The organism is Photobacterium malacitanum (assembly GCF_900185615.1).
Classification (GTDB): domain Bacteria; phylum Pseudomonadota; class Gammaproteobacteria; order Enterobacterales; family Vibrionaceae; genus Photobacterium; species Photobacterium malacitanum.
This window is the reverse complement of record NZ_FYAK01000002.1, coordinates 343,708-358,740: the sequence shown is the minus strand read 5'-3', so window position 1 is coordinate 358,740 and position 15,033 is coordinate 343,708. Positions and strand designations below refer to the sequence as shown.

Below are 15,033 nucleotides of genomic sequence, written 5' to 3'. Positions count from 1 at the left end.
AGAAGGGTAATTTTCATTGTTATCATTTTTTTGCCGTTGATACATTTTTTATCGGCGCATAAATCACCGCTATAGTGCTTGTTGTGTATACCTATTACCCATAACTTGATTGGGTTTTAGGTTAAATGATTAAAAATGAGATCTTTAGCCATGAATCTTTATTTGTTATTGGTATATTTAGGCTCACTAGACAATGATTAGGAGCGACAATGTTTCCAGAATATAGAAGCTTAATTTCATCGCTAAAAGGGCATGATGCTCACTTTGATCGACTATTTAAAAAGCATAATGAATTAGATGATAAAATTAATGAAATGACATCTTCTAATGGCTTTGATGGGACTCTTATTGAGCAATTAAAGAAAGAGAAGTTATTGTTGAAAGATGAAATATTTGTTTATCTTCAACAAAAACAACAATAAATTTATTAAAAAGAGAAGCTTGGACTTCTCTTTTTATTTTTTGAGTTATTAGTATTATTGCTTTGATAGAAAAGTGTCTATTAAATCAGCAGTAACTGTTGGCTGTTCGTTAGTAATACCATGTGCCGTTTTCGGTAATACTACAATGGGTGCTTGAATGTATTGACTCAGCTTTATGCCACTCTTTAGTGGGAAAATTTGGTCATTTTCTCCCCAAATGAGTAAAGTCTGCGGTAACTTTTTAGGATTATATTGCTGAATGCGATCTCTATCATTCGGTAGTGTTTGAATTAATTGTGTTCGCTGTGGTTTCCATTGCGAAAAATAATCAAGGTAGATTTGATTCGCAATAAAATCTGGAATGATCTTTTTTTCAATAAATACATTGTCGTAAAGACGTTTAACACCATCGCCATTATTGGGTACAAATAACTCTTCCGGTGATTGAGTTCCTGCTCGTTTAACTAAGTCATTTAAATCTTGGTCATTAAACAAAGGACCAGGGCTTGCAATGATAACTGCTTTATTAATGCGCTCAGGTGTTAGCATCATGTCATAAGTAATAAAGCCACCGTAAGATATTCCTACCACATCGATACTATCTAGCTTTAACTTATTAACTAATTGCCAAATTGCATCAGTTTGAGTGGCTAACTTGGCAGAGCTATTACTATAAGATTCACCAAACCACAGTAAATCTGGAGCAATAACATGGTATTTTTTACTCAGTTGCAGCATTTCTGCTTTCCACGTAGCAGCGGCTGTACCACCAAAACCATGTAAAAGCAGTAACGGCTGACCGTGGCCGCCTTCCCAGTAAGTTAATTTGCCACCTTGCTGGAGTGTCATCTGATGTTTGCTGAAGCCTTCTTTTTTTAACGTTGATTGGTCATGTTCAGTTTTCCAACGTACGACTTCGCAGCCAGTTGCGACGAAACTTAGTGATAATAGAAGAATAAGAGAATGCAGAAATCGTTTCATTGGTTGCTCGAATAGTTTAAAAAATGAATTATACACTGTTTTATTGTGTCGTGATAAATATATTATTAACGCTAACCCTAAAATAAATTTGTGAGCTGTATTTGTTTTTTTGGTAAAGATTATGTCAGAATCGAAAATTAATTGGATTAGTACAGTTGCTAAATAAAGCAATCGATAGCATAATCTTTTACTATAATAAATTTTTATACAATATCGTGTTATTGACATACGGATATGTATTAATATTTAGACTGAAACTACGTATTAACGACTAGGAGACACCATGCGTGTATTAGTTACTGGTGGCATGGGCTACATTGGTAGTCATACTTGTGTACAAATGATCGAAGCGGGTATGACCCCAGTTATTGTTGACAATTTGTACAACAGTAAAGAAACAGTATTAGGACGCATTCATAGTCTAACGGGTGTGACACCAGCCTTCTATAAAGGTGACATTCGTGACCGTGAATTTTTAGATGGTGTATTTGCTGAAAATGATATCGATGCAGTGATTCATTTCGCAGGATTGAAAGCAGTAGGCGAATCAGTAGAAAAACCACTTGAGTATTACGATAATAACGTTAGTGGTACATTAGTACTTGTTGAAGCTATGCGTGCTGCAGGTGTGAATGCAATTATCTTTAGTTCATCTGCAACTGTTTATGGTGATCCTGCATCAGTGCCAATCACTGAAGATTTCCCAACCAGTGCAACTAACCCATATGGCCGTAGTAAGCTAATGGTAGAAGAGTGTCTTGCTGATATTCAACATGCATACCCTGAAATGAGCGTAACATTACTGCGTTACTTTAACCCAGTAGGTTCACATAAATCAGGCACTATGGGTGAAGATCCACAAGGTATTCCTAACAACCTAATGCCATTTATTTCTCAAGTTGCTGTTGGACGTCGTGAGTTCTTATCTGTTTTCGGTGATGACTACCCAACAATTGATGGTACAGGTGTACGTGACTACATTCACGTGGTTGATCTTGCTGATGGTCACCTTGCAGCATTAACACATAAAGGCCGTGAAGCTGGTTTACACATTTACAACCTAGGTACTGGTAACGGTAATAGTGTATTGCAAATGGCAAAAGCATTTGAAGTTGCTTCAGGTGTTGAAATCCCTTACAAAATAGCGCCACGTCGTGCTGGTGATATTGCTGAATGTTGGGCTGATCCAGCAAAAGCAAAAGCTGAATTGCATTGGGAAGCTAAATTGACGCTAGATGACATGACACAAGATACATGGCGTTGGCAGTCAACTAACCCTGATGGTTACCCTGACGCAGAGTAAGTACATTTGGGATTGAATAAAAAAGGCGCTTATAATAGCGCCTTTTTGTTGTTTAAAAATAGTGATTAGTAATTGCTGTTTTTAACGTTATATGTTTTCGCAAAAAAGAAGATAGCTAAACTAAATATGGCTCCAAGTGTATCGGCTAACATGTCTTTTTGAGCGTCCCAAATATCGCCTTGAGAACCTAAAAATTCAATCCCTGCTTCACCACCAGCACTAGCTGCGTACCACCATTCGACAATCTCATAAGCTGCCGCAGTTGCCATAATGGCAAATAAACCAAATAACGCTGCAATAATCGGCTTACAATGCCCCTTGCGGACTAAGAATTCAGCAATAGGAAAAGCATAAAAGCCAATTGAAAAATGGGCAAATCGATCAAAGTGGTTACGGTTAGAATCTAATAAATGGTTAACCCAGTCAAAAGGGACGTTAGCAAAAGTGTAATGAGCACCAATATTATGTAATACCAGCCATATAGCCATTAAAGTATAAGCAAGGTTACTAAACACAAAATAACGATAACTAAAGACTAAAAATAAGAACACCATCATAAGAGGAATGGCTTCTGCAATCCATACAGCACGAAAAGCGGGATTGATCCCTAACGCAATAAAGAAGATGCTATAGCATAATGCTAACCATTTAGGGTATTTGTTCTCAATCATTTCAAATCCTTATAATAAACAATTGGATTTAAGAGTAACGTTTTTACAGCATATGTGGCAACAAAGATTATCAATTTGATAACCTTAATGTGATGACTTATTTTAGGTTTTTTAAAATTGGTTTGTGTTATAATTTCCAACTAATGTTTTCACAATATTGTGATATACATCATATTTGACAGTACACACTCATAGATTGAGTTGTTTTTACCGGAGCATCATTTTGCATTTTAAAGATCTTGGCTTAGACCCACGCCTATTAAAGAAACTAAATCATTTGGCGTTTGATCGAGCAACCGAAATTCAACAAACGGCAGTCCCTGTTGCTATTGCAGGCAAGGATATTTTAGCGTCGTCGAAAACGGGTTCCGGTAAAACTCTGGCATTTTTATTACCAGCGATGCAACGTATGTATCGTAGTAAGCCATTTACTCGTCGTGATCCACGTGTTTTGATTTTGACGCCAACGCGTGAGTTAGCGAAACAAATTTTTGCACAATTACGTACGCTTAATGCAGGTACGCCGTACGATGGTACTTTGATTGTTGGTGGTGAAAACTTCAACGACCAAGTAAAAGCATTACGTAATGACCCAATGTTTGTGGTTGCAACGCCTGGTCGTTTTGCCGATCACCTAGAGCACCGTAGTACACATCTTGATGGCTTAGAAATGCTGATTCTTGATGAAGCTGACCGTATGCTAGATCTGGGTTTTGAACCTCAACTGCGTCGTATTAACGAAGCTGCAAATCATCGTCGTCGTCAAACATTAATGTTCTCTGCAACGATGGATCATGTCGATGTGCTTGATATGGCTTCTGAAATGCTAGATAACCCTAAGCGTATTTCAATTGGTCACTCAGCAGAAGAGCATACTGATATTACGCAACGTTTTATTCTTTGTGATCACTTAGATCATAAACAAGCATTGCTAGATAAAGTGCTTGAGGTTGAAAATTACAATCAAGTTATTATCTTTACAGCAACACGTGCTGATACCGATCGTTTAACTGCTGAATTGAACGAGCGTAAGCTTAAAGCGGTTGCACTAAGTGGTAACTTAAATCAAACCCAACGTAATAGCATCATGAGTCAGTTTGAGCGTAACTGCCATAAGATTCTGGTAACAACAGATATTGCATCACGTGGTCTTGATATCGATAGCGTATCATTAGTCATTAACTTTGATATGCCAAAACATGCTGAAGAATATGTTCACCGTGTGGGTCGTACTGGTCGTGCGGGTAATAAGGGTGATGCAGTATCACTTGTTGGACCAAAAGACTGGAAGAGCTTTAAAGCGGTGGAAGCCTTCTTGAAACAAAAGATTGAGTTCTCCACAATTGAAGGTTTAGTTGGTAAGTTTAAAGGCCTTAAACCAGCACCGAAGAAGAAGTTTGTTAAGAAAACAACAGCTAAGACGACTGCTGCTGCAAAACAAACTCATGCTCCAAAAGCGAAAAAGAGAGTTGATAAGCGTTTTTACGAAAACCAAGCAGTGGGTAATGATGTCTTTATCCCTAAGAAAAAACGTAATACAGATGTTAGTCAAGACGACCAATAATCATAACTGTATATATGATTACGTAACTTGCTCTTCGTTGTAGTAAGACATAAAAAAACCAGACCTAGCGTCTGGTTTTTTGTTATGCGTCTAAGTTAATTCGCAACAGTATTAATGACCGCAGTGCAATTAACGTAATTGGTATACTTGACCTTCTTTATCAGCTTTAACAGCAGCAAAGCTTAATACAAATGGACCTTGTGCTTGAACTGTTGCTGGTAAGGTTTGAATCGCTTGTTTTGCTTCTTCACGAGTTGCAAAATTACCGTAAGTTACCGCATACCAGTTACGACCTAATGCATGTTTCCAGTTAACCCAAATTGGTTGATCGCCAGTAATTGGCTGTAGATAACCACGTAGGTTACGCTCTTCACTTAATGCCAAAATCTGAACGGTAAAATGCGAAGGGTTAATATCACCAAATGCTTGATCGTTTGTCATTGATTCTTCATCTGCAAGGTGCGCATTGTCATTATCAATGTAGTCACTATCAACAACCGGCTCACTGGTTACCGTCGTCTCTGGTGCAACAGTTTCAGTTGGCTGTTGTTGTTGACATTGAAGGTTTTCATTATCAAGTTTAGATGGTAGTAGGTAACCTGTATCACAAGGGCTGCTAGATGACGCACAACCAGATAATGCAAATAGACCCAAGACAACTGCTGCCTTTAGCGTACGAGATGTCATTGTTTTCTCCGAAGAATATTTAATGATTCATAAATGTGATATTGGCATCAATCAGTTTTACGATACAAATATCATCATCAACAAATGTCTTTATACTTGGGGTGTATTGTAGCTAAAAACGGCAAAATATTGACATGATAATTACACATTTATGATTAACTGGACGTTTTTTGAACAAGTGCGTTATGCTAAATGAGAATAGGTTATATTGTCTTAATAATTAAAGGCGGCATAGCGACATATAGCTTTTTACTCTTTCATAGAGGTAAACAGTCTTTTTTAAATTATCGAACATTGGTTAACATATTAATAACAACTTGAGATTGATATGGATGATAATTATGAAAGCGTGGTTACTCAGAGTTAATGATCGTCAACGACGCATCATCGCAGCAGTGATTGCAATGTTATTAGTTGGAGTGTCATTAGTTACTAGCGGGATCACCAGTGCATTATGTGATTTAAGCGCCTTCGCTATTTTGGCGGTTGTGTTGTGGTTGAAAATGAGTGAGAAACGATTAAAAAATCATCATTATGAAATGTTAACTGCCTCTAAAAAAGTCGTTATTGAACCGTAATATTGTTTGATTCTAATCGAGCATTAAGTAACCCATATTGGAATAACAAACGAAAGTTAATACATCACAGTTACAATTAACACTACAGACTGAAACATAAATATAATTAGTTGTTTATATTACTATTTTTATTGATATATATTTTAATAAAGTGTGATTAGGTGCTAATTATTGCTTCTATATAAACTTTATTATCAGCACGAATTTTTACTGAATATAACTCAGTAATATAAGCGCTGTTATTAGGGAGTATAGATGTGTTTATTGTAGAATTTTTGATTGTACTAGTGTGTATATTAGTCGGTGCTCGAATCGGTGGTATTGGTTTGGGTGTGATGGGGGGCATCGGTCTTGCCATTCTAAGCTTCATCTTTGGTTTGCAACCAACTAGCCCACCCATTGATGTAATGTTAATGATCATGGCGGTTGTTGCAGCAGCAGCAGCAATGCAAGCGGCTGGTGGTCTTGAATATCTAATTAAAATTGCTTCAAATATTCTTCGTAAAAATCCTCGTCATATTACCTTTATTGCACCGTTAGTAACCTACATGTTTACTTTCTTAGCCGGTACAGGCCACGTTGCTTACTCAGTGTTACCTGTTATTGCAGAAGTTAGTCGTCGTAGTGGTATTCGTCCTGAGCGTCCATTAGGTATGGCTGTTATTGCCTCTCAGTTTGCGATTGTAGCCAGTCCTATTGCTGCTGCAGTTGTCGCACTTGTTGCATTTCTTGAACCACAAGGCATTACGTTAGCTGATGTATTAATGGTGACAATCCCTGGCACATTCTGTGGTTTAGCACTTGCGTGTGTTGTGGTAAATAAAATCGGTAAAGATCTAAAAGATGATCCAGAATACCAGCGTCGCATGCAAGATCCTGCTTTCCGTCAAGAAATGGAACAAGAAATTAAAGTTGAAGAGATCGTTATTAAGCCAGAAGCAAAGAAAGCGGTTGGTTTATTCCTATTTGGTGCATTAGCGGTTGTTATCATGGGGGCATTTCCAGCACTGCGCCCTAACTTCAATGGATCAGCCATGGGTATGGCACACACGATCGAGATCGTAATGCTAGCGATTGCCGCATTGATCATTTTGATCTGTAAGCCAGATGGTAATGCGATCACTCAGGGATCTGTTTTCCACGCGGGTATGCGTGCGATTGTTGCGATCTTTGGTATCGCATGGCTAGGTGATACGTTTATTGCTGGCCACAGTGAAATGGTAAAAGACGCAGTATCTGGTTTAGTTGAAGTGGCGCCATGGACATTTGCATTTGCATTATTTGCGCTATCAGTGATGGTAAACAGCCAAGGTGCAACAACAGCAGTACTTGTGCCAGTAGGTATCACATTAGGTTTACCACCAGAAGTTATCATTGCAACTTTCGTGGCTGTTAACGGTTACTTCTTTATTCCTAACTATGGCCCAATCATCGCTTCGATTGATTTTGACCGTACAGGTACAACGAAGATCGGTAGTTACATCTTTAACCATAGCTTTATGATCCCAGGTTTATTAAGCATGGTATTCAGTATTGTGTTTGGCTTCATTTTTGCTGGATTTGTTCTTTAAATCAGGCACTGAGATAAAACAGTAACAAATAACTGTTAACAAACTGATTAATAAATATAAAACCTCTATTGCTTTCAATAAACATTGGAAGAATAGAGGTTTTTTTTGATTACGACAAACGGTATATTTATTGATTTAAGTAAATAGTCTTGCCTTCTTTGATGGTTTCGACAATCTTAATATCTTTAATTTTTGTGGGCTCAATGGTGAGAGGGTTATTATCCAGAATAACCATATCCGCAAGTTTTCCTACCTCAAGCGAGCCCTTGTTCATCTCTTCGTTATATTGTTCTGCAGCCCAAATAGTCATCGCTTTTAAGCCTTCAAGTGGTGTGATTTGCTGTGTTTCACCGATAACTTGATTGCTTCGTGATAACCGATTTACAGCAGATGAAAGCATCATCATTTGATCTAAAGGTGCAACAACAAAATCAGTATGATTGGTTGGGTGAAGGCCGATATCAATCGCATCTCGCATTGGACTTATATAGTCAGTCTGTTTTTTGCCACGATTTTTAAGATGAGCGTCTGCAAAATAGTAAGTATGTAAGGTATAGAAAGAAGGGCGGATCTTATATTGTTTAAATTTACTCAATTGATCTTTACGCGCAAATTGCGCATGGATCATTGTGATATCACGATCTTTGGTCAGATCACTCTTAGCTACTGATTGGTGTGCTTCAAAGAAGGCATCAATAGCACCATCACCGTTAGCATGTAAATTTAAAGGCACATTTAAGTCATAGACTTTTTTTACCATTTTATTGATTGTGTCTTGTGGAAAGGTCAGTTCACCCATCCAATTTTTTTCTCCTGCAGGGCCTCCGGCTAAATATGGAGTGGTAAATCGTGCTGTACGTCCTTGAGGTGAACCATCAATAGTGACTTTAATGCCACCCACTTTAAGGCGATTGTTATATTGCAGCCATTTATCAACGGGGTACTTAGCTAAAATTGCATCCACATCGGTTATAAAGGGATAAACGATAACATCAATTATATTGGCGTTAGCATCAGATGCACGTTTGATGGTTTCAAACTGATTTAAATGGGTTGCGCCTTCATGAGCGGTGGTAATACCATTTTGAGCATACAATTTTTGGCCTGCTTTAGTGGCTTCAATTTCCTCTTCTGGCGTCATCACTTCTGCTTGTGCAAGCACTGGAAGATACGCTGTTTCCATTATTAACCCAAACGGCTCATTGGTGCCTTGTTTACGAACGATAACGCCACCAGCAGGAGTTTCGGTTTGATCACTATAACCGTATTTTTTTAAAGCAAGACTGTTCATTACCGTACCATGCATAGAGACATGGTCGATACGTACAGGGTTATCAGGAAAAACTTTATCGATATCATCGCGATTAAGTAAGCGACCATTTGGCATCACGGTATCATCATAGCCATAAGCGATAATTAATTCGCCTTTAGGGATATTATGTTCGTCTGCATATTGCTTAATTGTTGCAAGAATACTATCAACATCTTTACCTGTTCCTGATGGTGGGGCATAGACTTGAGCTTGATTAGCAACTTGTAGTGAGTTGAAATAATGGCTATGAGCATCAATAAAGCCGGGTAATAAACTTTTATCTTCTAAGTCGATGAGCTTAGTTTGCTGTGATTTAAATGTGTTGTTAATCGTACTGGTATCACCTACTGCAATGATTTTTCCATCTTTAATAGCGATAGCTTGCACAGAGGGTTGCGCATCGTTCATAGTAATTATATTACCGCCACTATAAATAGTATCTGCACTCACCGCCGGTTCTTTTGCATGACAATTCATCGCGAGTAATGACGAGATTAAAGCTGACATCAGTTTCAATTGTGAAGTTTTCATTGATTACATCCGTGTTAAGAAAATAAAAATATCGCTAACTACTATATACATTGGTAGCACTAAACGATGAAAATGCTTAAATTTATCAAGGAAACCATACAGAGGAGGGTTAATAACTGTAGTAATGATAGATTTGTGACAGTAGGGATAAAAAAAGCCAGACACTATATCTGGCTTAAAAACGCGTTACGAATCCAACTTTAGTTGATTAAAGAAATAACTCGATATAGGTTAATGAAGCAGCACCAATCGCTAACCAAAGTACAACCCCTAATAATAATGGTTTATGTCCAGCATTACGGAGCTTATTAACTGTAATACCTGAACCAATTAAGAATAGGCACACGACTAATAAACGCTTTGATGCATCAAAAATCAGCATATAAGTTGAGTGAAACTGTGGTACAAAATGGGCCACTAAAATAGCAAGGCAATAAAAGACAATGAAATAAGGAATACCAATTTTCTTACTGTCGCCTTTAAACATTAACGCACTGCCAAACGCGACTGGAATGATCCATAGTGCGCGAGCAAGCTTGAGTGTCGTTGCCGTTTTTAATGCTTCATCGCCGTATGATCCCGCAGCACCAACAACGGATGAGGTATCATGGATTGCAATCGCAGCCCAAGTACCAAATGCATGTTGGCTCATCTCAAGTAAATGACCAATAGCAGGGAAAAGGAATAGCGCAGCAGCATTAAGTACAAATACTGTTGCTAAAGCCAATGATGTTTGATCATCGCGCGCATTAATCGCTGGTGATACTGCGGCAATAGCACTACCACCACAAATAGCCGTTCCTGCTGCGATTAAATGACCCGTTTTTTTATCAAGTTTTAGAAAATGGGTTGCGAGCCAGCCTAAAAACAAGGTAAAGAAGATCGAAGATATAATCAGTCCAAGTCCTTGACGGCTAGCTTCAATCGCTTCATTTAAATTAATCCCAAACCCTAAACCAATAATGGAGTATGACAAAAGTTTTTTGGTCAAGGCTGCAAGATTAAATTGTGTTGGCACTAAACCGAAACTGGCTAAAGTAAAACCAAGGATTAATGCAATGGGTGAACTAATGAAAGGCGCTAAACATATCACTGCAGTAATTATAAAAACAAAATCTACAGGTCTAATCTTTTGATTTAAGGTCATTTTTATGGTTAAAGTCGGTTTATTTATGAGATCTTAAATTATACGCATGTCATTCTATTTAGGTGAGTTAAATATATTTAAACGAGGGTTAAGAGTAACTTAATATATAGCTACTATTTGTAAGGATATTATTTTTTTCTCCAACCGCCATCACTGTCTTGATAGTAATTTCCTGATTGGGTTTTTTCTATTGCTTTCAAATAAGCACGCTGTTTTACGTCAATGAGAGATAAATCATGAGACTGACTAATTGCATTATAGGTATTTTGACGATGGTTATTAACCGTCTTTATTAATTGAGAAACATCAGTGCGATGGGTTGCATTAATTACAGCAATAAAACCATTATTAGCCTCGCCAACCAGTCCTTGTTGCTTCGCTTGCTGTAAATTAAGTGCCAAAGCCGAATGTGAAAACAAAGCCAGCAAACAACAGCTAAAGATGATTGGTTTCATGGTGGATTACCTTACTAAAAGAAAAGTGGGAAATTAAAATGTCTCTTTATTATCAAAAAGTTGCTCTATTTCTTTGTCTACTTTTATTTTAATTTCATGCTCAATTTTAACGTTAAGATTAACCTCAATAGGTTTATCCGATGTAGCAACTTGTATTGTTGGTGTACAGCCATTGAGTAATAGCAGTGTGATCATGAGTGCTATGCCATAGAGCGTAGATAGGAGCGATGTTTTTTGCAAACTATTCATGGTGATAACCTTTTACATAATTAGTACTGATTAAAATGGTCACTGATTTTTTGTTCGATATCAGAAGCATTGATCATGTTAATTGTTTTAATGAGTTCCAGAATATTATCTTCAACCGCTAAGTTGATATTGATTGGCCGACCATACTGAAAATCAGGGTTATAGCCTTTAAAATGAGATTGCGTGTCTAACACACCATCTCTAGCGTAGTTAACTTTTATAGCGAGAGTACGATAATGATAATTTTTAAGGATTTCACTTACCATTAACGGACTATGATGACCCGCGGCTTTGACTTTATTATCAATCATCGAGCCATCAAGATAACGTAATACTCCACCTGGATGGCGAGATTGAAGTACGCCGGCATGGATCTCAGGTTTACCATCAATAAACGAGATCGGAATCGTGCCATCAAGGATCCCTGTAAACTCGATGCCATCATGATCAATACTATCGGTTATTTTTTCAATATTGAGTCCAAATACTGTAATAGGGATCGTACTTAAATGACGGCTGTTAGTGCGCTTGATACCATGGGCACTGATACTACCGCCAAATAAATTAGCTGAAACTCGATGTAAGCTATATTGATCTGCTTGCGTGTCAAAATCGATAATTAAACTGGGTTTTGTTAACAACACGCCAAGGTTAAGTTGTTGAGCAAATAGAGCCATAGGACGCAGACTACGAATACCCTTTGGGGAAAAAGCAGTATATAGGCTGCTGTTAAGTTGAGTTATTCTAATGTCACGATAGTAACCAGAAAGTTGGTTGGTGGAGATGTTAGCTGTACCGGTTACTTGATTATTACGATCAATAACAAACGACGCGCTGGTGGTGATACTGCCGTTTGTAATTTCAATCGGTAATGATAACGCCGGAAAGTAGTAATTTTTTAAACTATGTTCTTTAGTAAAAGACACGGTTCGACGGTGCAGTTTTACGGTTGTTTTCTTAGCAATTAAATCTGCATTAACATCGGCTTGCGCTAATATATCGTCATAAGGATTGGCTAAGGTGGTGTTAATGTTAAGCACGTTATCAGCTAATAGAAAATGGCCATGAAGATTCGTTGGCGGTAGCACTTGCTGACGGTTACGTTGAGCTGCTTCCATTGTTATTTTGAAATCACTACTGAGCGTCAGTGGCTGTGATAACGGTTTTTTGGTGTCCTTGTTAGTGATTACGGCATCATTGTTAAATAAAAACGTATGGCGTAATAAGAATTTATTGACCTTAACATTTAATTGGGTTTTATAGTCTGCAGCTTGAGATGTTGTTGTTTGGTGACGCGCATATAATTTAGCACTCAATTGTGCTTGAGTATTTTTAGGCTGATAAAGTGTTAATGCGAGTTGGTCATGTTGTTTTTCAAAAATACCGATTAATTGTTTTAAACTGAAATCAATATCCTTACTGCTGCTATTTGCTAAGGTTGGAATACCTGCAAAAGTCAGTTTTTTAGTTTGTAAACGCGTTTGTTGAAGTTGAGAAACTAAATAGTTATTAGCCCATGTTGCTTTTACCTTTGAATCAAATACGACATCATCAACTTTACTGTCAATAATCGGTTGTAGGCTATTAATACTGGCACTGATGTTGGCATCGATGTGACATTGTAAGTTAGGGTACAAACAGTTGAGATCATCAATAAAGAAATGTAATGCCGATTTCGTTTTCGCGTTTTTAAAGCTAATGGTTTCGTTTCTATCGCTTAATGCTACGCGAAATAAATCATTGTTATAATTGACCTTAAAGTTTATTTTACCATCACTATTCATTTGAATATTAGCAACATGTTTCGGTTGGTTATTGTGGCTATCATGATTGCGTTTAGAATGTATAAACGGTGCAGCAAAGGCGTATTTATTGAGTTCAATTGCAAAAGAAGCCGGTAATTCAATGCCAACAAGGTAGTGTGCATCAACAATTTTATTATCTATGACCATAGGCTGTACTTTATTCGATAAATTATTGGTGATTTGTTTGGCATAGAAACGTAGTGGGCCATTTATTTTGGCATTCGGTGCATCTTTGAGCCCCAAACGGTCAGTAAACTCTTTGGTATTTTTAAAATTAGCATTGCAGTTAAAGTATTGTGGTAACGGTTGCTGAAAAATAATTTTAGCATCGCAGTTAAGGCTATTACCGTCATTGCGAGTCATGATGGTATGCACGCGCGCATCTGTCTTTGATAAATGGTGGATATTGACTTCAAGTTGATATGGATTTGGGGCTAACGCTTTTCCTCTTACAATAAAACGTGCCTTCGTTTTATTTTCTGTTGCGATATTGAGATCTTTGGCCTGTTGTTCTACTTTATGGCGCGCTTGCTCTCGGCGTTGACGTTGCTGTTTATGGTGGGCTTTTTCAGCCGCTGTTTTTGAGGGCGAGGCCTGGTTAAGAGCGGTCTCTGTTGTTGCTGGTTCAGCTTCTGTTTTAGAAGCTGTAGGGTTAGACGTTGTTAGTGATGTTGCTGTCAGTGGTGTCTCTAAAATCACTTTGGCATCAATTAATAAGTCACCGTAAGTGAATGACTTTATTTTAAATTTATTAATGGGTAAACGGGCAAGGTTAGCGATGGTTTGTCCTAGATGAAACCCTTTACTATCGATATCAGTTCGATTAATAAATTCGGGTAAATATTTAGGTTGTTCTAACTTCGCTACCTTAGCGATTAACTTCATTGTCGGTAAACTATTTTTAAGATCAAATGCTAACGATAACTTGCTAATAATTTGTTCAGGTAGCGTGTTATTAAGGGTTTCCCATTCAGGATGTAGAGCACCAATCGTCACCGTAACAGGAGTTTGATCACCTTGCCACGCAATAGAGAATTGGCTATCGGTAAAGCGTAATGGGTAATGGGGTGATGGTTGATAATGTGGAAAGAATAAATTGAGTCGGCCTTTTTCAGAATGACCAGAAATCACCAAATGCGGGCTGTTGCTGATCGTAACATCCACCTGTTCAATAATTTGTGTTGCAGCGGGCTCTTTACCGTCACTGTGTGCAGCAGAGGCGGTGACCTTACGGGCATGGGCATTAATGGCTAGTGGGGAAGAGAAATCAACAAACTTAAACGTCGCATCAAAAAAATGAATATATCTCAGATAAATATCTTGTTGTTCTAGCATGGCGGTCGCAGCAGGCGAAAGCTCGATTTCATACTTTTTGGCAAAAAGACGATAACTGCCTTCAGCTATTGGATCATCAGGATCGATGCTATAGCGTAAAGAGAGGTTATGAAAAGTGACGTTGTAATCAAAAACGCGTAACGAAATCAGTTCTGCACGGACATCACCATCATAGCGTAACCCTTTCAGCCCCGTTATTGTAATGCCGTTGATACCAAGCCATATAAAACCCACAATTGGTGCAAGTAAGATCAGTACCAATAACGATAAACCCAGTTTATTACGAGTGCGTAACCGTGGTGGTCGAGAGTCGGCTGGTGGTACTGGCTTCGAATTGGGCGAGCAAGCTTTCACTTCGATAAGTCACCTTTTCATAAAAGAATGTTCCAATGGTAGCAATAAGTTACTCAGTCAACTTGAAT

The 15,033-nt window shown here is 37.9% G+C and carries 13 protein-coding genes; 5 read left to right on the top strand and 8 right to left on the bottom strand.

Going from position 1 to position 15,033, the window contains the following annotated elements:
* The first annotated feature begins 209 nt into the window (after positions 1–209).
* Complete coding sequence (locus PMAL9190_RS06865) at positions 210–422, top strand: HP1242/YdcH family protein (protein ID WP_087844506.1); 213 nt, start codon at positions 210–212, stop codon at positions 420–422.
* A 54-nt stretch (positions 423–476) separates the two neighbouring features.
* On the opposite strand, the gene PMAL9190_RS06860 is transcribed toward PMAL9190_RS06865, so the two are convergent.
* Positions 477–1,403 (bottom strand): alpha/beta fold hydrolase, encoded by a 927-nt coding sequence (locus PMAL9190_RS06860; RefSeq protein ID WP_087844940.1) that lies wholly within the window; start codon positions 1,401–1,403, stop codon positions 477–479.
* Positions 1,404–1,686: 283 nt separating this feature from the next.
* Between PMAL9190_RS06860 and galE the strand changes: the two genes are divergently transcribed.
* Positions 1,687–2,706, top strand: coding sequence for a UDP-glucose 4-epimerase GalE (gene galE, locus PMAL9190_RS06855; RefSeq protein ID WP_087844505.1), 1,020 nt, complete (start codon positions 1,687–1,689; stop codon positions 2,704–2,706).
* 65 nt (positions 2,707–2,771) lie between these two features.
* Here the strand turns inward: galE and PMAL9190_RS06850 are convergent, their stop codons facing one another.
* A complete protein-coding gene (locus tag PMAL9190_RS06850) occupies positions 2,772–3,377 on the bottom strand; it encodes a DUF2238 domain-containing protein (protein WP_087844504.1) in 606 nt (201 codons plus the stop codon).
* A gap of 223 nt (positions 3,378–3,600) precedes the next feature.
* Between PMAL9190_RS06850 and PMAL9190_RS06845 the strand changes: the two genes are divergently transcribed.
* Positions 3,601–4,941, top strand: a complete 1,341-nt coding sequence (locus PMAL9190_RS06845) for a DEAD/DEAH box helicase (RefSeq protein ID WP_087844503.1) — start codon at positions 3,601–3,603, stop codon at positions 4,939–4,941.
* Positions 4,942–5,070: 129 nt separating this feature from the next.
* Here PMAL9190_RS06845 and PMAL9190_RS06840 read toward each other — a convergent pair whose 3' ends face one another.
* Positions 5,071–5,628: an SPOR domain-containing protein gene (locus PMAL9190_RS06840; RefSeq protein WP_087844502.1), complete on the bottom strand. Its 558-nt coding sequence runs from the start codon at positions 5,626–5,628 to the stop codon at positions 5,071–5,073.
* Positions 5,629–5,969: 341 nt separating this feature from the next.
* Between PMAL9190_RS06840 and PMAL9190_RS06835 the strand changes: the two genes are divergently transcribed.
* Positions 5,970–6,206, top strand: a complete 237-nt coding sequence (locus tag PMAL9190_RS06835) for a hypothetical protein (RefSeq protein WP_087844501.1) — start codon at positions 5,970–5,972, stop codon at positions 6,204–6,206.
* A 257-nt stretch (positions 6,207–6,463) separates the two neighbouring features.
* Entirely contained in the window at positions 6,464–7,777 is a 1,314-nt protein-coding gene (locus PMAL9190_RS06830; protein WP_060998872.1) for an anaerobic C4-dicarboxylate transporter family protein, read from the top strand.
* Positions 7,778–7,904: 127 nt separating this feature from the next.
* Here PMAL9190_RS06830 and PMAL9190_RS06825 read toward each other — a convergent pair whose 3' ends face one another.
* From PMAL9190_RS06825 to PMAL9190_RS06805, 5 genes are all read right to left on the bottom strand, one after another.
* Positions 7,905–9,620, bottom strand: a complete 1,716-nt coding sequence (locus PMAL9190_RS06825; protein ID WP_200813381.1) for an amidohydrolase — start codon at positions 9,618–9,620, stop codon at positions 7,905–7,907.
* A gap of 208 nt (positions 9,621–9,828) precedes the next feature.
* The gene (locus PMAL9190_RS06820; RefSeq protein ID WP_087844500.1) at positions 9,829–10,767 is read right to left on the bottom strand and encodes a YeiH family protein; all 939 of its coding nucleotides are present in this window, start codon (positions 10,765–10,767) and stop codon (positions 9,829–9,831) included.
* A 128-nt stretch (positions 10,768–10,895) separates the two neighbouring features.
* On the bottom strand, positions 10,896–11,222 hold the full coding sequence (locus PMAL9190_RS06815) for a YdbL family probable chaperone protein (protein ID WP_087844499.1): 327 nt from the start codon (positions 11,220–11,222) through the stop codon (positions 10,896–10,898).
* A gap of 33 nt (positions 11,223–11,255) precedes the next feature.
* Positions 11,256–11,471 carry a YnbE family lipoprotein gene (locus PMAL9190_RS06810; protein WP_087844498.1) on the bottom strand — a complete coding sequence of 72 codons (216 nt, stop codon included), beginning with the start codon at positions 11,469–11,471 and terminating at the stop codon, positions 11,256–11,258.
* 20 nt (positions 11,472–11,491) lie between these two features.
* Positions 11,492–14,965: an intermembrane phospholipid transport protein YdbH family protein gene (locus tag PMAL9190_RS06805; protein WP_087844497.1), complete on the bottom strand. Its 3,474-nt coding sequence runs from the start codon at positions 14,963–14,965 to the stop codon at positions 11,492–11,494.
* Positions 14,966–15,033 lie beyond the last annotated feature (68 nt).

Coding starts and splice junctions, on each gene's coding strand:
- PMAL9190_RS06865 (WP_087844506.1), top strand. CDS start 210: ATGTTTCCAGAATATAGAAGCTTAATTTCATCGCTAAAAGGGCATGAT.
- PMAL9190_RS06860 (WP_087844940.1), bottom strand. CDS start 1,403: ATGAAACGATTTCTGCATTCTCTTATTCTTCTATTATCACTAAGTTTC.
- PMAL9190_RS06835 (WP_087844501.1), top strand. CDS start 5,970: ATGAAAGCGTGGTTACTCAGAGTTAATGATCGTCAACGACGCATCATC.
- PMAL9190_RS06820 (WP_087844500.1), bottom strand. CDS start 10,767: ATGACCTTAAATCAAAAGATTAGACCTGTAGATTTTGTTTTTATAATT.
- PMAL9190_RS06840 (WP_087844502.1), bottom strand. CDS start 5,628: ATGACATCTCGTACGCTAAAGGCAGCAGTTGTCTTGGGTCTATTTGCA.
- PMAL9190_RS06825 (WP_200813381.1), bottom strand. CDS start 9,620: ATGAAAACTTCACAATTGAAACTGATGTCAGCTTTAATCTCGTCATTA.
- PMAL9190_RS06815 (WP_087844499.1), bottom strand. CDS start 11,222: ATGAAACCAATCATCTTTAGCTGTTGTTTGCTGGCTTTGTTTTCACAT.
- PMAL9190_RS06810 (WP_087844498.1), bottom strand. CDS start 11,471: ATGAATAGTTTGCAAAAAACATCGCTCCTATCTACGCTCTATGGCATA.
- PMAL9190_RS06850 (WP_087844504.1), bottom strand. CDS start 3,377: ATGATTGAGAACAAATACCCTAAATGGTTAGCATTATGCTATAGCATC.
- galE (WP_087844505.1), top strand. CDS start 1,687: ATGCGTGTATTAGTTACTGGTGGCATGGGCTACATTGGTAGTCATACT.